Raw genomic sequence first — 22,789 nt, 5'->3', positions numbered from 1 at the left:
CTGCCCACCCGTGCGCCGCCCTTCCCAGTGAGCTTTGCATGAGCGACGCCGACCTGCTCTTTCGCCCCGACCTGCTTGCCAAATACGGCGCCAACGGCCCGCGCTACACGTCCTACCCCACCGCCCTGCAGTTCCGCGACGACTTCGATCCCGCCGACTACCGGCGCGCGGCAGCCGATCCGGGCGCGAGCGAAACCGATCTCTCGCTGTACTTCCACATCCCGTTCTGCGACACCGTCTGTTTCTATTGCGGCTGCAACAAGGTCATCACGAAGAACCGCGGCCGCGCGAAACCGTATCTCGCGCAGATGATCCGCGAAGTGCAGTTACAGGCCGCGCTCTTCGACACGAAGCGCCCCGTTTCGCAGCTGCATTGGGGCGGCGGCACGCCCACTTTTCTCTCGCTGGACGAAATGAGCACGCTCATGGCCGCCACGCGCGAACACTTCGCGCTGCAGCCCGACGACGCCGGCGAATACTCGATCGAGATCGACCCGCGCGAAGCCACGGCGCAGACCATTGCGCATCTGCGTTCGCTCGGCTTCAACCGGCTGAGCCTGGGCGTTCAGGACTTCGATCCGGTCGTGCAGAAGGCGGTCAACCGCATGCAGCCGCTCGAACTGACCGTCGACGTCATGAATGCCGCGCGCGCGAACGGCTTCGAGTCGATCAGCGTCGATCTGATCTACGGCTTGCCGTACCAGAACGTCAAAACCTTCGGCCGCACGCTCGAGACGATGCTGCTGCTCGCGCCCGATCGGATCTCGGTGTTCGGCTACGCGCACATGCCGCATCTCTTCAAGATGCAGCGCCAGATGGACGAAGCCACCTTGCCCACGCCTGCGGAGCGCATGGCGCTGCTCAGGCTCGTGATCGAGCAGCTCACCGAGGCGGGCTACGTCTACATCGGCATGGACCATTTCGCACTGCCCACCGACGAACTCGCGCGCGCGCAGGCGCAGCGCACGCTGCACCGCAATTTCCAGGGCTACAGCACGCGCGCCGACTGCGATCTGATCGGCTTTGGCGCCTCGGCGATCGGCAAGGTCGGCGACGTCTACGCGCAGAACGCGAAGGATCTGATCGGCTACGGTGCGGCCATCGGCGCGGGCAAGCTCGCGACTGCGAAAGGCGTGCGCCTCACCGCCGACGACCGTCTGCGCCGCGACATCATCACGGAACTCATGTGCAATCTCGAACTGCGCTACGACGAGTTCGAGGCCGCCTACGGCATTCGTTTTCCGGCGACTTTTGCGACCGAACTCGAACGCCTGCGCGAGTTCGAACGCGACGGGCTCGTTGCGCGCAGCGCCAACCGCCTCGAGGTGCTGTCCGCTGGACGCATGCTGGTGCGCAATATTGCGATGGTGTTTGACCGCTACCTTGGCGCACAGCAGCCCGAGCGGTTCTCGCGGACGATTTGACGGCTTTCCGGCGCCGCACAGTTGCCTAGGCGGGCGATTTGCGTCATAATCACCGGCTACTTCGAGCGCTTGCATGTTTGCTCGAGTGCGAGAAACTCGCAAAAACACACGCCTCGGTGGTGAAATTGGTAGACGCGCCGGACTCAAAATCCGGTTCCGAAAGGAGTGCCGGTTCGATTCCGGCCCGAGGCACCAGAATGCTTTCCGGCAATGGCCGCCGGAGTCCTGAAACCCGCGAAAGCTCGGCGCTTCGCGGGTTTTTTGTTGCCGGTCCGAATCCAGCACACCCTTCTTTGGACGAATATCAAGCGTCCTGCGGATGCCGCGCGGCGTGCCGCGCCCCGCTGCTATCGTTGTCGATGTTATTGAGATAGCAAACCGGGAGCGCACGATGGACCGCATTTTCATGACGCGAGAGGAAGCCATTCGCATCCTCATCGAGGCCCACGAGTCCGTCTCCGGACGCACCGCCGCCACGTTGATCCGCTCGAGCGCAGACAGATCCGCGAGGCTCGAAGCGCTGGACCGGCTGCTGCTCGACGTGCGCGCGGGCCGCGTCGATGAATTTCGCACCTGGCCAGAGGACAGCACCTGCGTCTCGATCACTGACTGACGCAGGTCTGCAGCACGAACCTCAGCGCAAATTCGTCTGCGCCAGCTCCACCACTTCGTCTCCGCGCCCGCTCAGCACCGCACGCAACATGTAGAGGCTGAACCCTTTCGCCTGCGCCCACTGCAGCTTCGGCGGCATGGCCAGTTCGTGCTTCGTCGTCACCACGTCGACGAGCGCCGGCCCTGCGTGAGAGAACGCCGCGCGCAACGCCTCATCGAGCGCTTCGGACGTCTCCACGCGCACGCTGAAAAGTCCCGCGCCTTGCGCGATATCCGCGAAGTTGGTGGCCGCCAGATCGGTGCCAGTCTCCACGTAGCCGCCGGCCTTCATCTCCATGGCGACGAAACCGAGCGAGCTGTTATTCAGGACAACGATCTTGATCGGCAGATCGAGCTGGCGCGCCGTGAGAATGTCGCCGAGCAGCATCGAAAGACCGCCGTCGCCGGAGAGCGAGACGACCTGGCGCCCGGCGTGGGCTGCCTGCGCGCCGAGCGCCTGCGGCATGGCGTTCGCCATCGAGCCATGGTTGAACGAGCCGTGCAGGCGGCGCCGGCCATTCATCGTCAGATAGCGCGCGGCCCAGAGCGTGGGCGTGCCAACGTCGACCGCGAAGATTGCATCGTCCTCGGCGAGCGCGTCGAGACGCGCCACCACATACTGCGGATGCAGCGGCTTGCCCGCGGCCGCCGGGCGCGCAAGTTCGTCGAGTCCCTTGCGCGCGTTCGCGTAGTGCTCGCGCGCATGCTCGATAAAGCGCCGGTCGGTCTTGCGCGTGAGCTTCGGCGTGAGCGCGCGCAATGTTTCGCGTACGTCGCCGATGAGTCCGAGCGTGAGCGGCGCGCGTTTGCCGAGCGCGGCCGCGTCGCGGTCGATCTGCACGATATTCGCATGCTGCGGATAGAAGTTGCGATACGGGAAGTCGGTGCCGAGCATGACGAGCGTGTCGCACGACATCATCGCGTGGTAGCCCGAGCTGAAGCCGATCAGCCCGGTCATGCCCACGTCGAATGGGTTATCCCATTCGACGTACTGCTTGCCGCGCAGCGCATGCACCGTCGGCGCGCCGAGCGCGTCCGCGAAAGCCACCATTTCGTCGTGCGAGCCCTTGCAGCCGCTGCCGCACAGCAGCGTCACCGCTTCGGAGCGATTGAGCAGTTCGGCGAGCCGGTCGATATCCGCCGACGAAGGCAAGGTCGCCGGACGCGCCGCCTGAGCCCATGCGGGCTCCTCGTCGGACGCGTCCAGAAGCGCCACGTCGCCGGGCAGCACGATCACGGCGACGCCCTTCTGGTCGATCGCGGTGCGCAGCGCGGTGTCGAGCACGCGCGGAAACTGCGAGGCGTTCGTCACCAGCTCCACGTAGTGGCTGCACTCGCGGAACAGTTCGGTCGGGTGCGTCTCCTGAAAATAGCCGAGGCCGATTTCCGTCGAGGGAATATGAGCCGCGATCGCGAGCACCGGCGAGCGGTTGCGATGGCAGTCGTAGAGACCGTTGATGAGATGCAGATTGCCAGGCCCGCAACTGCCCGCGCACACCGCGAGCCGGCCGGTTGCCGCCGCTTCGGCACCCGCCGCGAAGGCGGCGACTTCCTCGTGCCGCGTGTGCATCCAGCGGATCGTGCCGAGCTTGCGCAGGCTCGCCGACAGCCCGTTCAGGCTGTCGCCGGTCACGCCCCAGATACGCTCGATGCCGACTGCCTCGAGCGTTTTCGCCAAATGATCCGCTATTGTCTTCGCCATGGTGTTCTCCACGTGAGCCGAATGGCGCAGCGCGCGCTCCGAGACCGGGCGCTGCGCGAGAAGAAAATTGGGGGGCAATTTCGTACGTGTCCAGGCGGTGCGAGCCGGCCGGACCTGCCGATACCTTGCGCTACGTTACGCCATCCGCCCGAAAAACGCGGTCAAGCCGTGCGAAGCGCACAGGCGGCGGGCACGGCGGCGCGGACCACGTCGCCACGGATAAAATAGCCGGCTCTACGCTGTCAGCCGTCCGTCATGAATCTCGAAAGCATCCTCTTCACTCAGGGTTTCGGCTCACGCCGCCAATGCCGCGCGCTCATCGCCGACGCGCGGGTCGCCGTCGCGGGCGAGCCCTGCAACGACCCCCTCGCAACGTTCGACACGGCAGGCCTCGTCTTCAGCGTGGACGGCACGCCGTGGCCGTTTCACGCGCGCGCCTACCTTGCGCTCAACAAGCCCGCGGGCTACGAGTGCTCGCGCGATCCGCAGCATCACTTGAGCGTGTTTCATCTGCTGCCGCCGCAGTTCGGAGAGCGCAACGTGCAGTGCGTGGGCCGCCTCGATCAGGATACGACCGGCCTCCTGCTGCTTTCCGACGATGGCCAGTTCGTCCACGCCTTCACGTCGCCCAAGCGCAAGGTGCCGAAGGTCTACGTGGTGAGCACGCGCCATCCGCTCGACGAGGTCCAGCTCAATGCCCTGCGTGCAGGCGTGCTGCTGCACGGCGAGCGCGAGCCGATTGCCGCCGTCGCTGCCTGCGCACGTTCAGATCACGAGCTGGAGTTGACCGTGCTCGAAGGCAAATATCATCAGGTCAAACGGATGGTGGCCGCGGCCGGCAACCGCGTCGAGGCGCTCCACCGCGAGCGCATTGGCGGCTTTTCCCTGCCCGCCGGTCTGGCGCCGGGCGCCTGGCAATGGCTCGACGCCGCGGCGCTCGACGCGTTGCGCAACAACGGGTAAACCACCACCGGGCGGCGCGGGCGCCTGCCGCTCAGTGGGTTGACGCACCGATGCTTGCAAACAGGCATCGTTTTCGCCGCGCCGCAGCATGTCCTTGCCGGGCTTCCGCCCTATACTCGTCTCAAGAACGATTACAAGTTGCAAGGAGGGGCATCATGATCATCAACGGCTCATTCGAAATCTCATTCGTGTTGATGGCCTTCATGGCGCTAGGGGCGGTTCTGATTGGTGGCCTGCTCGCGTCGATGCATATGCGACATCGGTATCATCCGAACCTCATCGGGGCGCTCATCGGAGCGCTATTGTGCTTCCTCCTGCTCGAAGCGCTGCCGGCCATCACGTGAACGGCACGCTTTGCGCCGCGCCGCCCGCCCGGAGTCACGGGTGCGGCGGCAGCGTGCGCAAGAACGCATCTACGTCGGGATAACGCAAACGCACGCGCAGTTCGCGCTTGAGGCGCGTATTGGCGAGCCGTCTCGATTCCCGCATGAACGACAGCAAGACCGGCTCGAGTTCGCCCTCGGCCTCGGCGCGGCTCACGCGCGGGGCGCGCGCGAGGCCGAAGGCATCGGCCACGCGGTCGAAGTACTCGCCCATCTTCAGTTCGCTGTCGTCCGTCGCGTGGATCGTGCGCCCCGGGCGGCCGTGCGTCGCGAGGCGCAGGAGAATCGCCGCGAGGTCGTCTGCGTGGATGTGGCTCGTGTAGACGTCGTCGCTCGCTACGAGCGCTGGCGTGCGCTTTTCTAGCCGGGCGAGCGGGAGACGGTTCGCGGCATAAATGCCGGGAATGCGCGCGATCGTGGCGCTGAGCGCGCCGCGCGCCGTCGCGCGGCGCAGTTGCCGTTCGGCCGACACCCGGCGAATGGCGCGGGCGTTGGCGGGCTGCACCGTGCGTGTTTCGTCGATGCGCGCGCCGCCGCAATCCCCGTACACCCCCGTCGTGCTCGCGTAGACGAGCCTCGGGCGTTCGAGCCGCTTGCGCCGGGCGCCGGAAAACCGCCGGATGCGCTCGGGTACAATGACGGATGCTCCAAAGGCTGCGGCTTGGCCGACAGCGCTGCGGCGCATGCGGTCCACGAGGCAATGCAATGGGGGCCGCAAGGCGCGCGGCGCGGCGCCCGCCAGCGCAGGCCGCGACACCGCGCGACGCCGCGCCGCCAGCGCCGCGATCAGGCGGCGCGTGCGCAGGTCGTCGTCGCCGGATTGTTGCGGTGGCGCGAGGTGCAGGACGGTGCGAGCCAGGCCCGCGATCCGCGCGAGACTCCTGCGGGAATCGAGGTCGCCGCGCACCGGCGTGGCTCCCGCGGCCCGTACGACGTCTGCGCGCTCGGCACGGCGCGTGAGCGCGAATACGCGCGCGCGGTCTGGCCGCTCGCGCAACTGGGTGACGCCGCGCAGGCCGACGTCGCCGCAACCGACAATCAGGATGCGCGCACGGCGCAAGGTTCGTGTGGCGATCATGGTGGAACCATTTTAGCGGCCCGGGCCTCGCGGCGAAGGCCGGCAAGAAAGCGCGGCAACTTACCCAAAGCGACCCGCGCCCGGAATCAACCCTCGGATACAGACTTACGCTTCCCTGAATATGGCTTTCAACGTAACGCTCAAGCAAAGCGGCCGGCAATTCCAGGTCGAGCCCGACGAACCCATTCTCAACGCGGCCCTGCGTCAGGGCATCGGCCTGCCGTATGGCTGCAAGAACGGCGCGTGCGGCTCGTGCAAGGGCACGGTCTGCCACGGCGAAGTCGAGCAGCGCGCCCACGCGGCTTCGGCGCTTTCCAATGACGAAAGAACGCGCGGCATGGCCCTCTTCTGCTGTGCGACGGCGCAAACCGACCTCGAAATCGACATCCGCGAAGTGGCGGGCGTGGGCGACGTGCAGGTGCGCAAGCTGCCTACCCGCATCGCCGCCATCGAGCGCCGCGCCGACGACGTCGTCGTCCTCAAGCTGCAACTGCCCGCCAACGAGCGCCTGCAGTATCTCGCCGGCCAGTACCTCGAATTCATCCTCAAGGACGGCACGCGCCGCAGCTACTCCATGGCGAGCGCGCCGCACGAGCAAGGCCCGATCGAGCTGCACATCCGCCACATGCCGGGCGGCAAGTTCACCGACCACGTCTTCTCGCAGATGAAGGAGCGCGATATCCTGCGCTTCGAAGCGCCGCTCGGCACCTTCTTCCTGCGCGAGGAATCCGATAAGCCCATCGTGCTGCTGGCCTCCGGCACCGGCTTCGCGCCGCTCAAGGCGATCGTCGAGCACGCGGTCCACAAGAACCTGAACCGCCCGATGACGCTCTACTGGGGCGCGCGCCAGAAGAAGGACCTGTACCTGATGGAACTCGCCGAACAATGGGCGAAGGAGATTCCGAACTTCCGCTTCGTGCCGGTGCTCTCCGAGCCCGCCGCCGGCGACGACTGGACCGGCCGCACGGGCTTCGTGCACCGCGCCGTGATCGAGGATCTGCCCGATCTTTCGGGCCACCAGGTCTATGCGTGCGGCGCGCCGGTGATGGTGGAGTCCGCGCAGCGCGACTTCACGCAGCACCACGGTCTGCCCGAAGAGGAGTTCTACGCGGACTCGTTCACGAGCGCCGCCGACCTCGCGAACGCCGTCTGAAGCTCGCCCGAGCGGGTCGTTGCGTGTGCAATGCATCGACCCGCCGGGCAGTCGTCACGAAAAATTCTTCGGCCGCCTGGAAAAATTCGGCACATTGATGGTTTACATCGCCATTCAGCTTGTCGTATTCTTGCGCCCATGAACTGCATCCTGTCCGCCCTTCGACGTCGCCGCTCGCCCCATCTTTAGGGCCTGGCTACTCGCGGACGCGCGTTGTACATCTCAACGCACAGCAAGTTCGAATCACGAAAGCCACGGCCAGTCCGTGGCTTTTTGTTTTTCCGCCGTATCTTCTTCAACCCTTGTGCAGCCCCAACGCGGAGCCCGTTGCCATGAATTATTCCGAATACCCGATCGAGTCGCTGATGTACATCACCAACCGGCCCGAAATCGTTTTCACGCATGGCAAGGGGTCGTGGCTCTACGACAACGAGGGCAAGCGATACCTGGACTTCATCCAGGGTTGGGCCGTCAACAGCCTCGGGCATTGCAACGACGGCATGATCGAGGCGCTGGAGCAGCAGTCGCGCCTGCTCATCAACCCGTCGCCGGCCTTCTACAACGAGCCGATGGCGAAGCTCGCGGGCCTGCTCACCGAGCACAGCTGCTTCGACAAGGTGTTCTTCGCCAACAGCGGCGCCGAAGCCAACGAAGGCGCGATCAAGCTCGCGCGCAAGTGGGGCAAGAAGCATCGTGACGGCGCCTACGAGATCATCACGTTCGACCACAGCTTCCACGGCCGCACGATCGCGACGATGTCGGCAAGCGGCAAGCCGGGCTGGGACACGATCTACGCACCGCAAGTGCCGGGCTTCCCGAAGGCCGATCTGAACGACATCGCCTCGGTCGAGAAGCTCATCACCGCGAAGACCGTCGCCGTGATGCTCGAGCCGATCCAGGGCGAAGGCGGCGTGATTCCCGCCACGCGCGAATTCATGCAGCAACTGCGCGCGCTCACGAAGAAGCACGGCATCCTGCTGATCGTCGACGAAGTGCAGAGCGGCTGCGGCCGTGCGGGCACCCTCTTCGCCTACGAACTCTCGGGCATCGAGCCGGACATCATGACGCTCGGCAAGGGCATCGGCGGCGGCGTGCCGCTCGCTGCACTGCTCGCGAAGAAGGAAATCTCCGTGTTCGAAGCGGGCGACCAGGGCGGCACGTACAACGGCAACCCGCTGATGACCGCCGTGGGCTATTCGGTGATCTCGCAACTGGTTGCGCCCGGCTTCCTCGAAGGCGTGCGTGAGCGCAGCGAGTATCTGCGCGAAAAGCTGCTCGAGCTTTCGGCCGAACGCGGCTTCCAGGGCGAGCGTGGCGAAGGCTTGCTGCGCGCGCTGCTGCTCGGCAAGGACATCGGGCCGGAGATCGTCGAGAAGGCGCGTCTCATGCAGCCGGACGGCCTGCTGCTCAACGCCGCGCGCCCGAACCTGCTGCGCTTCATGCCGGCGCTGAACGTGACGACGCAGGAAATCGACCAGATGATGGCGATGCTGCGCACGATCCTCGACTCGCTGTAATTCGAGGGGAGCACGAGCGATGTCCGTCACGATCCGCGTGTTCAGCGAAGCCGACACCGAAGCGGTGATCGCGCTCTGGCTGCAGGCGTTTCCCGAGTACAACGATGCGAGCCGGCCGCATCGCAATCCGCGTCTGTCGATCGCGAACAAGCTCGGCACCCAGCCGGAGCTGTTCTTCGTTGCGGTTCGCGACGGTGGCGACGTCGACGGCGCGCTCGTCGGCACAGCCATGGCCGGTTACGACGGGCATCGCGGCTGGCTCTATTCGGTCGCCGTCGCGCCCGATGCGCGGCGCCACGGCCTCGGCACGCGGCTCGTGCGCCATGCGGAAAACGCGCTCGCCGCGCTGGGTTGCCTCAAGCTCAACCTTCAGGTGCTCACCGACAAAGCCGAGGTGCTCGCGTTCTACGAGCAGCTTGGCTATCGCACCGATGCCGTGGTGAGTCTCGGCAAGCGCCTCGCCGTGCAGGAGTCCGAAGCGCTCGTCTGAGCATCATTGGTCGACGCCATGAAAAAAGCCGCATGGGGTCGCACCCATGCGGCTTTTGTTTTGATGCGGCCGCGCGGACCGCAATGCCATGCAGCTTACTCGCCCAGGTACGCTGCGCGCACCTTCGGATCGTCGAGCATCTGCTTGGCCTCGCCTTCCATCGTCACGAGGCCCGAGTCCATCACGTAGCCGCGATTGGCCGCCTGCAGCGCGAGGCGCGCGTTCTGCTCCACGAGCAGCACCGTGATGCCTTCCGACGAGATCGTGCGCACTACTTCGAAGATCTTCTCCACCATGATTGGCGAGAGACCCATCGACGGTTCGTCGAGCAGGAGAAGCTTCGGCTTGCTGATGATCGCGCGCGCCATGGCGAGCATCTGCTGCTCGCCGCCCGAGAGCGTGCCTGCGAGCTGCGTGGCGCGTTCCTTCAGGCGCGGGAAGAAGCCGAACATACGCTCGACGTCCTTCTGGATGCCGTCGTTGTCGCTGCGCAGGTACGCGCCCATCTGCATGTTTTCGAGAATCGACATGCGCGCGAAGATGCCGCGGCCTTCCGGCACCATCGCGAGGCCGCGCTTGAGCAGTTCATACGCGGGCACGCCCTTGATCGACTGGCCCATGTACTCGATGTCGCCAGCCGAGTACGGCTTCAGACCCGTGATGGCCTTCATCGTCGTGGTCTTGCCCGCGCCGTTCGCGCCGATCAGCGTGACGAGTTCGCCCTGGCGAACTTCCATGTCCACGCCCTTGACTGCCTGGATCCCGCCGTAGTTGACCTGCAGACCCTTGATTTTCAGAACCGATGTCGACATCAGTGAACCCCCGCACCCAGATATGCCTCGATCACCTTCGGGTCCTTCTGCACGTCTTGCGGCAGCCCTTCGGAGATCACCTTGCCATAGTCGAGCACTGTCATCCGGTTGCACAGGCCCATCACCAGTTTCACGTCGTGCTCGATCAGCAGGATGGTCTTGCCATCGGCGCGGATCTTGTCGAGCAGGCGCGTGAGTTCGACCTTCTCGGTCGCATTCATGCCGGCTGCCGGCTCGTCGAGCGCGAGCAGCTTCGGATCGGTCGCGAGCGCGCGCGCAATTTCCAGACGGCGCTGGTGGCCGTACGAGAGGTTGCGCGAGGTGTAGTCCGCGTATTGCGCGATGCCCACGTATTCGAGCAGCTCGATCGCACGTTCCTTGATCTCGCGCTCTTCCTGACGCTCCGAGGGAGTCTGGAACACGGCGCCGAGCAGGCCGTGCTTCGTGCGCACGTGGCGGCCGACCATCACGTTCTCGAGCGCGGTCATACCGCCGAACAGACGGATGTTCTGGAAGGTACGCGCAATGCCGGCCTGCGCCACCTGATACACGGCGGTCGGCGTATAAGCCGTGCCGTCAAGTTTGAATTCGCCCGAATCAGGCGTGTAGAGGCCGGTAATCACGTTGAAGAACGTCGTCTTGCCGGCGCCGTTCGGGCCGATCAGGCCGTAGATCGTGCCTTCCTCGATCTGCAGGCCGACGTCGGACAGCGCCTGCAGGCCGCCGAAGCGTTTGTTCACGCCCTTCACGGACAGGCGGATAGCTTTGTTGCTCATATTCTGTTCTCCCCGTTATGCGCGAACCGGCTTCTTGCTGGCACGCTTGGCGATCTTCGCGATCTTGTCTTCGTGCTTCGCCGCCGGCCACAGGCCTTCCGAGCGATACAGCATGATGACGACCATGGCGAGGCCGTAGAGCAGCTGACGAATGACTTCCGTATCGACGACTTCGTGGCCGAACAGCATGTGCTGGAGCGGGCCCATCGTCGAGCGCAGGAACTCGGGGAAAATGGCGAGCAGCACGGCGCCGAGAATCACGCCGGGGATGTGGCCCATGCCGCCGAGCACCACGCAGGCGAGCACGACGACCGACTCCCAGAAGGTGAACGATTCCGGCGACACGAAGCCCTGGAACGCACCGAACATCGCGCCCGACAGGCCGCCGAACGACGCGCCCATCGCGAACGCGAGCAGCTTGACGTTACGGGTATTGATGCCCATGGCCTTGGCGGCGATTTCGTCTTCGCGGATCGCGGCCCATGCGCGGCCGATACGCGAGTGCTGCAGACGCGTACACACCCAGATCACGAGCAGCGCGCAGATCACGAACACGTAGTAGTACATGTAGACCGACGTGAACGTGAAGCCGAGGATCTCGTGCGGCTGCGCGAGATTGAAGCCGAACACCTGCAGCGGCGCGACGCCGGTAATGCCCTGCGGCCCGTTGGTGATGTTCACCGGACGGTCGAGGTTGTTCATGAAGATACGAACGATTTCCCCGAAGCCCAGCGTCACGATAGCGAGGTAGTCGCCGCGCAGGCGCAGCGTCGGCGCACCGAGCAGCACGCCGAACAGCGCGGCGAGCGCCATGGCGCACGGAATCACGATCCAGTACGGCGTATGCATGCCGCCCGGGAACATGTTGGCGATCCATGTGAACTGCGTGGTCAGGTGCGGCGAAGTCAGCAGCGCGGCGACGTAGGCGCCCACCGCGTAGAACGCGATGTAGCCCAGGTCCAGCAGGCCGGCGAAGCCCACCACCACGTTCAGGCCCAGCGCGAGCATCACGTACAGCATCGCGAAGTCGAGCACGCGCACCCAGTAGTTGCCGCCCGCGGCGCCCACCACGAAGGGAAGCGCTGCCACGACGATGGCCGTCACGATGCCGACCGTGAGGGTCTTCGTCATGTTCTTTTCGGGGATGAGCGTCGTCGACGGCTCGATCGGTTGAATTGAAGTCATGTTGTGTTACTCCCTCTTATGCGCGGTCCGCGACACGTTCGCCCAGCAGCCCCGACGGACGGAACACGAGCACGACGATCAGCACGATGAATGCGAAGACGTCCTGATAGTTACTGCCGAACACCCCGCCGGTCAGGTTGCCGATGTAGCCTGCGCCGAGCTGCTCGATCAGACCGAGCACCACGCCGCCGACCATCGCGCCGCCGAGGTTGCCGATACCGCCCAGCACCGCGGCCGTGAAGGCCTTCATGCCGGGGATGAAGCCCATGTAGAAGTGAGCGTTGCCGTATTCCGAGGCGATCATCACGCCGGCCAGCGCGGCGAGCGCCGAGCCGATCATGAACGTGGCCGAGATCACGAAGTTCGGGTTCACGCCCATCAGCGAAGCATTGTTCGGGTTCTCGGCGATGGCGCGCATGGCGCGGCCGAGCTTGGTCTTGTGCACGAGGAGCAGGAGGCCCGCCATCACGACGAACGCGACGACGATGATGACGATTTCCGTCATCGAGATCACGGCGCCGACGCCGGTTTCAGTCGGCTTGATGACGTTGATCGGGTCGGTCGAGATGAGCTGGGGAAACGCGAGCGGATTGCGGCCCCAGATGATCATGGCGAGCGTCTGCAGCAGGATCGACACACCGATCGCGGTGATCAGCGGCGCGAGGCGCGGCGCGCGGCGCAGCGGCCGGTACGCGACCTTTTCGATCGTGTACCCGACGACCGCACACACGAGCGCGGCAACCGCGAGCGCAATGCACAGCGTGGGGATGTTCCCGAGGCCCGGGAAATGGTTATGGAGCACGTTGATCGCGGAGAGCGCGACCATGGCGCCCACCATGAGCACGTCGCCGTGCGCGAAGTTGATGATGCCCAGAATCCCGTACACCATGGTGTAGCCCAGTGCGATGATGGCGTAGATGCTGCCAAGCACCAGCCCATTCAGGATCTGCTGGATGAAAATATCCATTTAATGCTCCTTAGCCCGTGCAACCGGATTCGCGCTCGTCATCGGCCGGTGGGCGATGTTTTACGGAACCGCAACGACACTTTCGGGTATTGAAGTAAAAACCGGTAACGGTTGGCCGCCCCGGTTCGCGTTGCCGCTGTGTTGCAGCGGCAGGCTCGCCAAAAGCGGATGCAAAAACGGCACCGTCGGATGGTTCGGTGCCGTCGGGTTCAATCAACTACGCGTCATATTCACGTTGGCGTATTCGCGGCGAGCCTTGCGGCCGGCAAACGCGAATGCGTCAAACGCCATGACTCCCACTCCCCGGCCGCCCGCGCACTGCGGGATCTCGGCTGCGAGACCCGTCGCACCCAGGCGGCGAACCGGCATGACAACGCCGCTGCATGCAAAAGCAATCTGCATGCCAGAAATGATCGATGTTGTGCTCGTGCCCGTCTCGACATTGCGGCTAAGCCACGCATTGCGCGGCGCAACCGCATTTGCCGATGACGCGGCAAAAGCCGACTTGAATTGCATTAATCAGGTCTCCTGCGCCTTCCGAAATGCTTGTCTGATGGCCTTCGCATGGAATGTCCAGCCTTCAGAACGCGCGCATTGTAACGCCAATTATGCGACGGGCAATATTGTTGAACCGGCAGGGTTTTCCTGCATTGCAACCATATTTTTAGATAACCGCATGGGGTGGGTTGCACCACAGGTTGCGCCGCATTTTCGTGCACCAGTTGCACCAAAAATCGACGCGCTTCGCATCATGTGTTGCAGATAATGGCCGCAATGCCTTGTCGCGCGGGCATTGGATCAAATGAAGGGTATTTAAGGGAGAGCATAATAATGCCGCCCCGGCGCGGTGCATTCGTATCGAAAGCATGTCAATTGCCCCCTATATTATGGGGTCACACCACGTAATTCGGTCCCGTACTCTAGAGAAAACACTGATAAGAACACCCGCCGAATGTGAGGTTAACCTGCCTTTCCCCATCATACGACCCTTATTGTTCGCGCGCAGTATGTGTCGCGGGCATAAAAAAACGCGCCACATGGGCGCGTTCGTGCGGAGTGCGGCAGGCGTCAGACGGGTTGACCGAGTCCGCGCGGCAACGGGAATGCAATGTTCTCCTCGATGCCTTCGAGCGCACGCACGTTGCGCGCACCAAGTTCGTGCAGGCGGCGAATGATTTCCTGCGCGAGCGCCTCGGGAGCCGACGCTCCGGCCGTCAGGCCGATCCGGCGCTTGCCGGCGAGCCACTGGGGGTCGATCTGCTCGGGCGCATCCACCATATAGGCAGGAATGCCGCGTTTCTCGGCCACTTCGCGCAACCGGTTCGAATTGGAGCTGTTCGGGCTGCCCACCACGATCACGACGTCGCACTGCGGCGCCATGAACTTGACGGCGTCCTGGCGATTCTGCGTGGCGTAGCAGATGTCCTGCTTCTTCGGCTCGCGAATGGCGGGAAAGCGCGCCTTGAGCGCCGCGATGATTTCCGCGGCGTCGTCCACCGAGAGCGTGGTTTGCGTGACGAATGCCACACGCTGCGGGTCGCGCAGCTTGAGCGCCTCGACATCGGCAATGTCTTCGACGAGATACATGCCCTCGGCCACCTGCCCCATGGTGCCTTCCACTTCCGGATGGCCCTTGTGCCCGATCATGACGATGTCGAGCCCTTCGTCGCGCATCTTCGCGACTTCCACGTGCACCTTCGTGACGAGCGGGCAGGTCGCGTCGTAGACGCGCAGGCCGCGCGCCTCGGCGTCGGCGCGCACCGACTTGGAGACGCCGTGCGCGCTAAAGATCACCGTGTTGCCGGACGGGACCTCTTCGAGCTGCTCGATGAAGATCGCCCCCTTCTTGCGCAGGTCTTCGACGACATAGGCGTTGTGAACGATCTCGTGACGCACGTAGATCGGTGCGCCGTGGAGCTGGATGGCGCGCTCGACGATCTCGATGGCCCGATCGACGCCGGCGCAGAAGCCGCGCGGCTGGGCGAGCAGGATTTCCGCGTCGGCCAGTTCTGCGATGAGGGACGTGTCCGTGTTGGTCATGGGCTTTAAAGGATTCCGATGATTTGCACTTCGAACGCAACCGCCTGGCCTGCGAGCGGGTGGTTGAAATCGAACAGGGCGGAGGTCTCGTTCACTTCCTTGAGCACACCCGCGTAGCGCCCGCCGTTCGGGGCATTGAATTCGATCAGGTCGCCCGGGCTGAATTCCTCGCCGATCATGCCGTTCTCGCGCAGGGTCTTGAGCGAAACGCGCTGGATCAGGTCGGGGTTGCGCTGGCCGAATGCGACGCCGGGTTCTAGCTGAAAGGTCGAGTGGTGACCCACCTTCAGGCCCTGCAAAATCTCTTCCAGCGGCGGCGCAAGCTGGCCGGCGCCCATCAGCAAGGTGGCGGGACGGTCGACAAAGGTATTGACGATTTCGGTGCCATCGGCGAGTGAAAGCCGGTAATTCAGCGTCACGTGGGAACCGGATTTCACTTCGGAGATGTCGATGATGCTCATGCGTAACTCATTTCGTCGTAACGCGCGCTTCGCGCGTGCGCGCCGCAGGGCGCCGGTCCGGCCTGCCTCGGGCGGCAGGAAAGCATCTATTGTAAGCCACTTGGCCGAGGCGGTCGCGGCACGATTGTGCACTGCCAACGCTCGCGCTCGCGCGCGCCGGGCATGCCTTATTTGTCTGTGGAGAATGCCATGACGGAACGCGCCTGCATCCTGGACACGGCGCCCGATGCCGTCGGCGGCGCCCTCCCCGCGCCGGCAGCGCCTGCGGTTTCGAGCCCCGAGAGCGCGGCGCCTGCGGCGCCACGCCGCGACATGCCTCGCGAGCGACTGCGCACGGCCGGCGCCAGCGCGCTTTCGGACGTAGAGCTGCTCGCGATTCTGCTCGGCTTCGGCTTGCCGGGCCACGATGTCTTCGAAGTCGCCCGCACGCTGCTGGCCCAATTCGGCTCGCTGCGCGCCATGCTCGATGCGCCGCCAGAAGAATTCGAGGCCCTGCGCGGCATCGGGCCCGCAAAAGCCGCGATGCTGCAAGCGGTGACGGAACTCGCTCGCCGGGCGCTTGCGCAAGCGCTCGACGACAAACCGCTCGTCGACTCACCCGGTGCGGTCGAAGACTACTTGCGCCTGCTGATCGGCGGGCGGCCGCACGAGGTGTTCGTTTGCCTCTTCCTGGATGCGCGCCATCGGCTGATCCGCCTGGAGGAAAGTTCGCGCGGATCACTCACTCGCATGGCGGTGTACCCGCGTGAAATCGTGCGGCGCGCGCTGACGCTCAATGCCGCGAGCCTGATCGTCGCCCATAATCACCCTTCGGGCGCGGTACAGCCGAGCGCGAGCGACCGGCGCCTCACACGGGTATTGCGCGAGACGCTGGCACTCGTGGAGGTTCAACTCATCGATCACCTGGTCATCGGCACCCGGGACACGTTTTCCTTCGCGCGCCATGGCTGGAGCTGAGGCGACACAGCGCCAGACGCGGCGGCACACAACAATTGTGCAAATCGGGTTTGATTTCCCAGGCTTTTTTCTGCTAGAATTGTGGTTTGCCTATTTCCAACCCTGTTCCGAAGCCCATCGAGGCGTTCCAGGGGAAATATGGCCTGGGTTCGAGGTTGTCTCTCATCCATACGTGAGCGCGCTCTTATTCCGGCCATTTCTCGCCTGGGAAACCTAAGCGGCTCTCGAACTCAGAATTTCCGTAGGAGTGTCTCATGGCACGTGTATGCCAAGTCACTGGGAAAGCGCCGATGAGCGGCAACAACGTTTCCCACGCTAACAACAAAACCAAGCGCCGTTTCCTCCCGAATCTGCAAAACCGCCGTTTCTGGGTTGAAAGCGAAAACCGTTGGGTGCGTCTGCGCATCTCGAACGCAGGCCTGCGCCTGATCGACAAGAACGGCATCGATTCCGTGCTCGCAGACCTGCGTGCACGCGGCGAACTGTAAGGAGTAAATCATGGCCAAGGGCGTCCGCGACAAGATCAAGCTGGAATCGACCGCAGGTACGGGTCACTTCTACACGACCACGAAGAACAAGCGCAACATGCCGGAAAAAATGTCGATCAAGAAGTTCGACCCGGTTGTTCGCAAGCACGTCGAGTACAAGGAAACCAAGATCAAGTAATTGATCGGGTTTCGAGCCTGACGAAGACAGAAAAACCCCGCTTTTTAGCGGGGTTTTTCTTTTGGCTCGCCCGCCCCGCCTCGGTTCGCGCCCGGCAACGGTGTTTTAACGGCAGCGCCCAAACTGGCGCTATCCGTTCGCTCCTCTCTCGGAGTATGCTTCCCGCTTTATACCGGCTGCCACACGCGTGTCATATGGCATCACAGCGGGCATCACAGCGGGCATCACAGCGGGCATGACAGCGGCCATGACAGCGCAGCCCCGCGGCAAATGCGGCGGCCGGAAAGCGCAGAACAAGAGAGACGGAGAAGCAGGATCATGAATTTCGATGTAGCGATCGTCGGCAGCGGCCTCGCAGGACTGAGCGTCGCGCTGAATCTCGCCGGTTCGCGCCGCGTCGTGATCATCGCCAAGCGCGCGATGACCGAAGGCGCGAGCGACCGCGCGCAAGGCGGCATTGCCGCCGTGCTCGATTCGGCCGACAGCGTGGAGAACCACGTGGACGATACGCTCGTCGCCGGCGGCGGCTTGTGCGACGAGGCAGCCACGCGCTACATCGTCGAGCATGGCCGCGAGGCCATCGAATGGCTGATCGCCCAGGACGTCCCGTTCACGAAGGACGCCGCCGCCGAACTCGGCTTTCACCTCACGCGCGAAGGCGGCCACAGCCATCGCCGCATCATCCACGCCGCCGACGCCACCGGCCACGCAGTCGTGCAAACGCTGCTCGAGCGTGCGCGCTCGCACCCGAACATCACGATCCTCGAAGACCATCAGGCGATCGACGTCATCACGTCCGACCGGCTGGGCCTGCCTGGCCGTCGTTGTCACGGCCTCTATGCGCTCGATCTGAAGAATGACCGCACGGTGACGATCCAGGCGCCGCACACGGTGCTCGCCACGGGCGGCGCCGGCAAGGTCTACCTGTACACGACGAACCCCGACACGGCCACCGGCGACGGTATCGCCATGGCGTGGCGCGCCGGCTGCCGGGTGGCGAACATGGAGTTCATCCAGTTCCACCCCACCTGCCTGTTCCACCCGCACGCCAAGTCGTTCCTGATTTCGGAAGCCGTGCGCGGCGAAGGCGGCGTGCTACGCCTGCCCGACGGCACCCGCTTCATGCCCTCGCACGACGCGCGCGCCGAACTGGCCCCGCGTGACATCGTCGCCCGCGCGATCGACTTCGAGATCAAGAAACACGGCATCGACTGCGTGCATCTCGACATCAGCCATCAGCCGCCGGCGTTTCTCGAGGAGCATTTCCCGACCATCCTCGCGCGCTGCCGCGAGTTCGGCATCGACATCACGAAGGCGCCGATTCCCGTGGTACCCGCCGCGCACTACACCTGCGGCGGCGTCGTCACCGACCTGGCTGGGCGCACCGACCTCGCGGGCCTCTACGCCGTGGGCGAGACCTCGTACACGGGCCTGCACGGCGCGAACCGCCTCGCAAGCAACTCGCTGCTCGAGTGCCTCGTGATCGGCCGCTCGGCAGCCGAGGCGATCGAGGCGGAAGGCTTCAGCGCGGGGGCGCATGCGCCGCTGCCCGACTGGGACGAAAGCCGCGTCTCCGATTCCGACGAGGAAGTGGTCGTCGCCCACAACTGGGACGAGCTGCGCCGGCTGATGTGGAACTACGTCGGCATCGTGCGCACCGACAAGCGGCTCGAGCGCGCGCAACATCGCCTCGCCCTGCTGCGCGACGAAATTCTCGAGTACTACGCGAATTTCCGCGTCACGCGCGACCTGCTGGAATTGCGCAACCTCGTCGAAGTCGCTTCGCTGATCGTGGAAAGTGCGCGCTCGCGCCGCGAGAGCCGTGGCCTGCACTACAGCCGCGACTGGCCGAACTCGCTGCCCAAGGCGCTGCCGACCGTGCTCGCGCCGGAGCGCGTACGCAATCGCACGGTTTCATGAGTCGAGCGAACTGAAAGCGCCGCAAAAAACAAAGGCCGCCTCACCGCGAGGCGGCCTTTTTCCTTCTGGTTCCGCTCAGCGAACTCGCGGCTTCAGACAATACGCATCGAAAAGTCCGTCGCGCGCACGTCCTTCGTGAGCGCGCCAATCGATACGCGGTCCACGCCCGTTTCCGCGATCGCGCGCACCGTGTCGAAACTCACGCCGCCCGAGACTTCGAGCACCGCACGCCCCGCCGTGAGCTTCACCGCGTCGCGCATCATGTCGGACGAGAAGTTGTCGAGCAGCACCGACTTCGCGCCGTGCGCGAGCGCCGTGTCGAGCTGTTCGAGCGTCTCCACTTCGATCTGGATCGGCACGCCCGCATCGAGCGCGAGCGCGGCGTCCATCGCCGCGCCCACGCCACCTGCCGCAGCAATGTGGTTTTCCTTGATCAAGATGCCGTCGTAAAGCGCGAGACGCTGGTTGACGCCACCGCCCACGCGCACTGCGTACTTCTGCGCGAGGCGCAGGCCGGGCATCGTCTTGCGCGTGTCCAGAATGCGCGTGCGGGTGTGCGCGATCATCTCGACGTAGCGGCGCGTCACGCTAGCCACGCCCGAAAGCAGCTGCAGGAAGTTCATTGCGTTGCGCTCGGCCGTGAGCAGCGAGCGCGCCGGACCGCGCAGCGAGCAGACGGTCGTATCGGCGGCCATGCGCTCGCCTTCGCGATAGTGCCAACGGACTTCGATGCGCGGATCGACCTGCTTCACCACGCCGTCGAACCAGAGCACGCCGCATAGCACCGCTTCTTCGCGCACGATGATGCGCGCGTCGCGCATTTCGTCGGCGGGCACGAGGCGGCCGGTCTGGTCGCCGGGGCCCACGTCTTCTGCGAGCGCGTCGGCCACGTTGCGTGCAATCGCGGCGTCGAACGCCGCGCCGTACTGCGAGCGCACTTCATCGAGCACGGGCGAAACGGCATCGACTGCGAGCAATTCGAGTGCGCCCATTTACGCCGCCCCCACTTGCGAGAACAGCGCGGTGTCGCGCGCGAGGTCGCCGCTTGCCTGCACGCGGCGCTTGTGCTCGGCCGCGAACGCCAGCATGCGATCGATCGGCAGACGCGCGCGCTCACCGATCGCGCTGTCGACGTGGATCTCGTTGTGACCGCGCTCCAGCACGTCCACGAGATTCGTCAGACCGTTCATGGCCATCCACGGGCAATGCGCGCAGCTCTTGCAGGTGGCGCTGTTGCCGGCCGTGGGCGCTTCGATGAAGGTCTTGCCCGGCGCCGCGAGGCGCATCTTGTGCAGAATGCCGAGATCGGTCGCGACGATGAAGCGTTGCGCGTCGAGCTTCACGGCCGCGTCGATCAGCTGCGTGGTCGAGCCGACCACGTCCGCGAGCGCAACCACGCTCTCGGGCGATTCGGGGTGGACCAGAATCCTGGCGTCCGGATATTCGGCGCGCAGCAGATCGAGCTCGATGCCCTTGAACTCGTCGTGCACGAGGCAGGAGCCTTGCCACAGCAGCATGTCGGCGCCGGTCTTCTTCTGGATGTAGCTGCCCAGGTGCCGGTCCGGCGCCCACAGAATCTTTTCGCCCTTCGCGTGCAGGTCGGCGACGATCTCGAGACCGATGGACGACGTGACCATCCAGTCCGCGCGCGCCTTCACGGCCGCGCTCGTATTCGCATAGACGACCACGGTGCGGTCCGGATGCTCGTCGCAGAACGCCGAGAATTCGTCGATGGGGCAGCCGAGGTCGAGCGAGCAGGTCGCGTCGAGGTCGGGCATGAGAATCCGCTTGTTCGGACTCAGAATCTTCGCGGTCTCGCCCATGAAGCGCACGCCGGCCACGACGAGCGTCTGCGCCTCGTGGTCGCGGCCGAAACGCGCCATCTCGAGCGAATCGGCCACACAGCCACCGGTTTCGTCCGCGAGCTCCTGCAACTCAGGATCCACATAATAGTGCGCGACAAGCACTGCCTTCTCGCGCTTGAGCAATGCGCGAATCCGCTCCTTCAACGCAACGCGCTCTGCCGCGGACGGCGCATCGGGCACACGCGCCCAAGCCTGTCCAACGCTGCAGACGGCACCCTGCGGCCGGTCATATTCGACCTTCCTGATCGCCTGACTCATCATCTCCTGCCCCTACCGATCGCCGCGCCATGAAGCCATTGTGGGGACTCCGGCTTTTTTTGCGGCCCAAAAAGAAAAACCCCGCCAGCGCGGGGTTTTGTGACGTCTCGTCATTCTAAAGGATTTTCCTGCGCCCCACTGAGGGGCCGAAATCCGCTCGGGACGATCGAGCCGATGATCAGGCGTAACGGCGCAGGCGCGAAGCGAATTCCTGCAGCGCCTTGATACCGCTTTGTTCAGCGCGATGGCACCAATCCTGAAGCTGCGTGAGCAGTTGTTCGCGCGAGGCGCTCGAACGCTCCCAGATTGCCGCGAGTTCGTTGCGCAGTTCGATGAACGTGCGCAGCTTCTGGCTGTTCGCGAAGATTTGCGGCAGCTGGCGCTTTTGCGGTTCGTTCAGGCTGGCTTCTTCCTTGTCGAACCACTTGCGCGCGCCGCGCATGACCTTGTACTTCTCGCGTTCGCCCACTTCCTTCAGGTGCGCCAGTTCCTGGCGATAGGCCTGCTTCACGGCCTTCGCGTAGCTCGCCATGACTTCATAGCGGTTCGAGAGCACGGCCTGCAGCGTTTCGTGATCGGCCACGAGCTTGCCCTTGGCGAGACGCGGGGTAGGCGCGACCTTCTTCACCTTGGCAAGACCAACGGCCTGCATCATGCGGATGTACATCCAGCCGATGTCGAACTCGTACCACTTGTTCGACAGCTTCGCGGAAGTCGCGAACGTGTGGTGGTTGTTGTGCAGCTCCTCGCCGCCGATGATGATGCCGAACGGCAGAAGGTTCGTGCTCGCGTCGGACGAATTGAAGTTCCGGTAGCCCCAGAAGTGGCCGAGGCCATTCACGACACCCGCGGCCCAGAACGGAATCCACGCCATCTGCACGGCCCACACGGTGAGGCCGACCGCGCCGAACAGCGCGACGTCGATCACCATCATGATGCTCACGCCGAGAATGGGGTAGCGCGTGTAGACGTTGCGCTCCATCCAGTCGTTGGGCGTACCGTGGCTGAAGCGGCGCAGCGTTTCTTCGTTTTTCGCTTCGGCGCGATATAGTTCGGCGCCTTCGAGCAGTACCTTCCAGATGCCGCGCGTTTGCGGGCTGTGCGGATCTTCTTCCGTTTCGCACTTGGCGTGGTGCTTGCGATGGATTGCGGCCCACTGGCCCGTGAGCATGCCCGTGGTCATCCACAGCCAGAAGCGGAAGAAGTGGCTCGCGATGGGGTGCAGATCCAGCGCGCGGTGCGCCTGGCAGCGGTGCAGGTACACCGTCACGCCGATGATCGTGATGTGGGTGACCACCGCCGCGAACAGCACGATCTGCCACCACGAGAAATGGAGCACCCCGTGGGCGAGGAAATCAAGCAGGGAGTTCAACAAGGCATTTACCTGTGAAGCGAAGCGCGTCGGCCTTTCGGCCAGGCGCCGGTGTCAAGAAAGTGAAAGCGACTAGATGCGGTTGGACGGCATTCTACTAGAACCGTTCCAAGTGTTTGTAACAAAGGGAGATTTTTTTCTTTATTGGT

The 22,789-nt window shown here is 64.3% G+C and carries 23 protein-coding genes and 1 tRNA gene; 13 read left to right on the top strand and 11 right to left on the bottom strand.

Going from position 1 to position 22,789, the window contains the following annotated elements:
- The first annotated feature begins 38 nt into the window (after positions 1-38).
- The 3 genes from hemN (at position 39) to ACOJB8_RS12845 (ending at position 2,037) form a co-directional block, all read left to right on the top strand.
- A complete protein-coding gene (gene hemN, locus ACOJB8_RS12855) occupies positions 39-1,424 on the top strand; it encodes an oxygen-independent coproporphyrinogen III oxidase (protein ID WP_475012784.1) in 1,386 nt (461 codons plus the stop codon).
- A 110-nt stretch (positions 1,425-1,534) separates the two neighbouring features.
- Positions 1,535-1,619 (top strand) — tRNA-Leu (locus ACOJB8_RS12850).
- Positions 1,620-1,815: 196 nt separating this feature from the next.
- On the top strand, positions 1,816-2,037 hold the full coding sequence (locus tag ACOJB8_RS12845) for a hypothetical protein (protein WP_133185797.1): 222 nt from the start codon (positions 1,816-1,818) through the stop codon (positions 2,035-2,037).
- Between the two features lie 21 nt (positions 2,038-2,058).
- Here the strand turns inward: ACOJB8_RS12845 and poxB are convergent, their stop codons facing one another.
- Positions 2,059-3,777, bottom strand: a complete 1,719-nt coding sequence (gene poxB / locus ACOJB8_RS12840) for a ubiquinone-dependent pyruvate dehydrogenase (protein WP_368729830.1) — start codon at positions 3,775-3,777, stop codon at positions 2,059-2,061.
- 255 nt (positions 3,778-4,032) lie between these two features.
- Between poxB and ACOJB8_RS12835 the strand changes: the two genes are divergently transcribed.
- Both ACOJB8_RS12835 and ACOJB8_RS12830 read left to right on the top strand, forming a co-directional pair.
- Positions 4,033-4,740 (top strand): pseudouridine synthase, encoded by a 708-nt coding sequence (locus ACOJB8_RS12835; RefSeq protein WP_475012782.1) that lies wholly within the window; start codon positions 4,033-4,035, stop codon positions 4,738-4,740.
- Between the two features lie 155 nt (positions 4,741-4,895).
- Positions 4,896-5,084, top strand: coding sequence for a hypothetical protein (locus tag ACOJB8_RS12830; RefSeq protein WP_322032275.1), 189 nt, complete (start codon positions 4,896-4,898; stop codon positions 5,082-5,084).
- A gap of 34 nt (positions 5,085-5,118) precedes the next feature.
- Here the strand turns inward: ACOJB8_RS12830 and ACOJB8_RS12825 are convergent, their stop codons facing one another.
- Positions 5,119-6,201 carry an NAD-dependent epimerase/dehydratase family protein gene (locus ACOJB8_RS12825; RefSeq protein ID WP_475012780.1) on the bottom strand — a complete coding sequence of 361 codons (1,083 nt, stop codon included), beginning with the start codon at positions 6,199-6,201 and terminating at the stop codon, positions 5,119-5,121.
- A 121-nt stretch (positions 6,202-6,322) separates the two neighbouring features.
- Between ACOJB8_RS12825 and ACOJB8_RS12820 the strand changes: the two genes are divergently transcribed.
- The 3 genes from ACOJB8_RS12820 (at position 6,323) to ACOJB8_RS12810 (ending at position 9,361) form a co-directional block, all read left to right on the top strand.
- Entirely contained in the window at positions 6,323-7,354 is a 1,032-nt protein-coding gene (locus ACOJB8_RS12820) for a CDP-6-deoxy-delta-3,4-glucoseen reductase (RefSeq protein ID WP_368604036.1), read from the top strand.
- A gap of 332 nt (positions 7,355-7,686) precedes the next feature.
- Positions 7,687-8,871, top strand: coding sequence for an acetylornithine transaminase (locus ACOJB8_RS12815; protein WP_069262744.1), 1,185 nt, complete (start codon positions 7,687-7,689; stop codon positions 8,869-8,871).
- Positions 8,872-8,890: 19 nt separating this feature from the next.
- On the top strand, positions 8,891-9,361 hold the full coding sequence (locus ACOJB8_RS12810; RefSeq protein ID WP_475012778.1) for a GNAT family acetyltransferase: 471 nt from the start codon (positions 8,891-8,893) through the stop codon (positions 9,359-9,361).
- Between the two features lie 95 nt (positions 9,362-9,456).
- Here ACOJB8_RS12810 and ACOJB8_RS12805 read toward each other — a convergent pair whose 3' ends face one another.
- Genes ACOJB8_RS12805 through ACOJB8_RS12790 form a run of 4 tightly spaced genes read right to left on the bottom strand, consistent with a single transcriptional unit; the run spans position 9,457 to position 13,101 of the window.
- The gene (locus tag ACOJB8_RS12805) at positions 9,457-10,173 is read right to left on the bottom strand and encodes an ABC transporter ATP-binding protein (RefSeq protein ID WP_112173207.1); all 717 of its coding nucleotides are present in this window, start codon (positions 10,171-10,173) and stop codon (positions 9,457-9,459) included.
- Positions 10,173-10,949, bottom strand: a complete 777-nt coding sequence (locus tag ACOJB8_RS12800; protein ID WP_069262747.1) for an ABC transporter ATP-binding protein — start codon at positions 10,947-10,949, stop codon at positions 10,173-10,175. The genes ACOJB8_RS12805 and ACOJB8_RS12800 overlap by 1 nt, the downstream gene beginning before the upstream one ends.
- Positions 10,950-10,964: 15 nt before the next feature.
- A complete protein-coding gene (locus ACOJB8_RS12795; protein WP_069262748.1) occupies positions 10,965-12,134 on the bottom strand; it encodes an ABC transporter permease subunit in 1,170 nt (389 codons plus the stop codon).
- Positions 12,135-12,150: 16 nt separating this feature from the next.
- Positions 12,151-13,101: a branched-chain amino acid ABC transporter permease gene (locus tag ACOJB8_RS12790; protein ID WP_069262749.1), complete on the bottom strand. Its 951-nt coding sequence runs from the start codon at positions 13,099-13,101 to the stop codon at positions 12,151-12,153.
- A 367-nt stretch (positions 13,102-13,468) separates the two neighbouring features.
- Between ACOJB8_RS12790 and ACOJB8_RS12785 the strand changes: the two genes are divergently transcribed.
- Complete coding sequence (locus ACOJB8_RS12785; protein WP_342948510.1) at positions 13,469-13,867, top strand: hypothetical protein; 399 nt, start codon at positions 13,469-13,471, stop codon at positions 13,865-13,867.
- Positions 13,868-14,169: 302 nt separating this feature from the next.
- Here ACOJB8_RS12785 and ispH read toward each other — a convergent pair whose 3' ends face one another.
- Both ispH and ACOJB8_RS12775 read right to left on the bottom strand, forming a co-directional pair.
- On the bottom strand, positions 14,170-15,141 hold the full coding sequence (gene ispH, locus ACOJB8_RS12780) for a 4-hydroxy-3-methylbut-2-enyl diphosphate reductase (RefSeq protein ID WP_042271909.1): 972 nt from the start codon (positions 15,139-15,141) through the stop codon (positions 14,170-14,172).
- Between the two features lie 5 nt (positions 15,142-15,146).
- A complete protein-coding gene (locus ACOJB8_RS12775) occupies positions 15,147-15,602 on the bottom strand; it encodes an FKBP-type peptidyl-prolyl cis-trans isomerase (RefSeq protein WP_028205261.1) in 456 nt (151 codons plus the stop codon).
- A 189-nt stretch (positions 15,603-15,791) separates the two neighbouring features.
- Here ACOJB8_RS12775 and radC point away from each other — a divergent pair, with 189 nt between their 5' ends.
- The 4 genes from radC (at position 15,792) to nadB (ending at position 19,145) form a co-directional block, all read left to right on the top strand.
- Positions 15,792-16,559 carry a RadC family protein gene (radC, locus tag ACOJB8_RS12770; RefSeq protein WP_069262751.1) on the top strand — a complete coding sequence of 256 codons (768 nt, stop codon included), beginning with the start codon at positions 15,792-15,794 and terminating at the stop codon, positions 16,557-16,559.
- Between the two features lie 254 nt (positions 16,560-16,813).
- Positions 16,814-17,047, top strand: a complete 234-nt coding sequence (gene rpmB / locus ACOJB8_RS12765) for a 50S ribosomal protein L28 (RefSeq protein WP_027794135.1) — start codon at positions 16,814-16,816, stop codon at positions 17,045-17,047.
- A 10-nt stretch (positions 17,048-17,057) separates the two neighbouring features.
- Positions 17,058-17,225: a 50S ribosomal protein L33 gene (gene rpmG, locus ACOJB8_RS12760; protein WP_027794136.1), complete on the top strand. Its 168-nt coding sequence runs from the start codon at positions 17,058-17,060 to the stop codon at positions 17,223-17,225.
- A 318-nt stretch (positions 17,226-17,543) separates the two neighbouring features.
- Positions 17,544-19,145 carry an L-aspartate oxidase gene (gene nadB, locus ACOJB8_RS12755; RefSeq protein WP_069262752.1) on the top strand — a complete coding sequence of 534 codons (1,602 nt, stop codon included), beginning with the start codon at positions 17,544-17,546 and terminating at the stop codon, positions 19,143-19,145.
- 92 nt (positions 19,146-19,237) lie between these two features.
- Here nadB and nadC read toward each other — a convergent pair whose 3' ends face one another.
- The 3 genes from nadC to ACOJB8_RS12740 form a co-directional block, all read right to left on the bottom strand.
- Positions 19,238-20,137 (bottom strand): carboxylating nicotinate-nucleotide diphosphorylase, encoded by a 900-nt coding sequence (gene nadC / locus ACOJB8_RS12750; protein ID WP_069262753.1) that lies wholly within the window; start codon positions 20,135-20,137, stop codon positions 19,238-19,240.
- Positions 20,138-21,268 carry a quinolinate synthase NadA gene (nadA, locus tag ACOJB8_RS12745; protein WP_342948594.1) on the bottom strand — a complete coding sequence of 377 codons (1,131 nt, stop codon included), beginning with the start codon at positions 21,266-21,268 and terminating at the stop codon, positions 20,138-20,140.
- A gap of 178 nt (positions 21,269-21,446) precedes the next feature.
- The gene (locus ACOJB8_RS12740) at positions 21,447-22,643 is read right to left on the bottom strand and encodes a DesA family fatty acid desaturase (RefSeq protein WP_069262754.1); all 1,197 of its coding nucleotides are present in this window, start codon (positions 22,641-22,643) and stop codon (positions 21,447-21,449) included.
- Between the last annotated feature and the right edge of the window lie 146 nt (positions 22,644-22,789).

This window comes from Paraburkholderia sp. BR10141, assembly GCF_056155635.1.
This window is presented reverse-complemented; position numbering and strand designations above follow the sequence as displayed.

What these genes read in the sequence shown, in the direction of transcription:
- ACOJB8_RS12810 (WP_475012778.1), top strand. Translation starts at nt 8,891, where the DNA reads ATGTCCGTCACGATCCGCGTGTTCAGCGAAGCCGACACCGAAGCGGTG.
- ispH (WP_042271909.1), bottom strand. Translation starts at nt 15,141, where the DNA reads ATGACCAACACGGACACGTCCCTCATCGCAGAACTGGCCGACGCGGAA.
- rpmB (WP_027794135.1), top strand. Translation starts at nt 16,814, where the DNA reads ATGGCACGTGTATGCCAAGTCACTGGGAAAGCGCCGATGAGCGGCAAC.
- ACOJB8_RS12820 (WP_368604036.1), top strand. Translation starts at nt 6,323, where the DNA reads ATGGCTTTCAACGTAACGCTCAAGCAAAGCGGCCGGCAATTCCAGGTC.
- nadC (WP_069262753.1), bottom strand. Translation starts at nt 20,137, where the DNA reads ATGGGCGCACTCGAATTGCTCGCAGTCGATGCCGTTTCGCCCGTGCTC.
- nadB (WP_069262752.1), top strand. Translation starts at nt 17,544, where the DNA reads ATGAATTTCGATGTAGCGATCGTCGGCAGCGGCCTCGCAGGACTGAGC.
- ACOJB8_RS12785 (WP_342948510.1), top strand. Translation starts at nt 13,469, where the DNA reads ATGACAACGCCGCTGCATGCAAAAGCAATCTGCATGCCAGAAATGATC.
- ACOJB8_RS12800 (WP_069262747.1), bottom strand. Translation starts at nt 10,949, where the DNA reads ATGAGCAACAAAGCTATCCGCCTGTCCGTGAAGGGCGTGAACAAACGC.
- ACOJB8_RS12830 (WP_322032275.1), top strand. Translation starts at nt 4,896, where the DNA reads ATGATCATCAACGGCTCATTCGAAATCTCATTCGTGTTGATGGCCTTC.
- ACOJB8_RS12795 (WP_069262748.1), bottom strand. Translation starts at nt 12,134, where the DNA reads ATGACTTCAATTCAACCGATCGAGCCGTCGACGACGCTCATCCCCGAA.
- ACOJB8_RS12805 (WP_112173207.1), bottom strand. Translation starts at nt 10,173, where the DNA reads ATGTCGACATCGGTTCTGAAAATCAAGGGTCTGCAGGTCAACTACGGC.
- ACOJB8_RS12845 (WP_133185797.1), top strand. Translation starts at nt 1,816, where the DNA reads ATGGACCGCATTTTCATGACGCGAGAGGAAGCCATTCGCATCCTCATC.
- rpmG (WP_027794136.1), top strand. Translation starts at nt 17,058, where the DNA reads ATGGCCAAGGGCGTCCGCGACAAGATCAAGCTGGAATCGACCGCAGGT.
- ACOJB8_RS12790 (WP_069262749.1), bottom strand. Translation starts at nt 13,101, where the DNA reads ATGGATATTTTCATCCAGCAGATCCTGAATGGGCTGGTGCTTGGCAGC.
- ACOJB8_RS12815 (WP_069262744.1), top strand. Translation starts at nt 7,687, where the DNA reads ATGAATTATTCCGAATACCCGATCGAGTCGCTGATGTACATCACCAAC.
- poxB (WP_368729830.1), bottom strand. Translation starts at nt 3,777, where the DNA reads ATGGCGAAGACAATAGCGGATCATTTGGCGAAAACGCTCGAGGCAGTC.
- ACOJB8_RS12825 (WP_475012780.1), bottom strand. Translation starts at nt 6,201, where the DNA reads ATGATCGCCACACGAACCTTGCGCCGTGCGCGCATCCTGATTGTCGGT.
- nadA (WP_342948594.1), bottom strand. Translation starts at nt 21,268, where the DNA reads ATGAGTCAGGCGATCAGGAAGGTCGAATATGACCGGCCGCAGGGTGCC.
- radC (WP_069262751.1), top strand. Translation starts at nt 15,792, where the DNA reads ATGACGGAACGCGCCTGCATCCTGGACACGGCGCCCGATGCCGTCGGC.
- ACOJB8_RS12835 (WP_475012782.1), top strand. Translation starts at nt 4,033, where the DNA reads ATGAATCTCGAAAGCATCCTCTTCACTCAGGGTTTCGGCTCACGCCGC.
- hemN (WP_475012784.1), top strand. Translation starts at nt 39, where the DNA reads ATGAGCGACGCCGACCTGCTCTTTCGCCCCGACCTGCTTGCCAAATAC.
- ACOJB8_RS12775 (WP_028205261.1), bottom strand. Translation starts at nt 15,602, where the DNA reads ATGAGCATCATCGACATCTCCGAAGTGAAATCCGGTTCCCACGTGACG.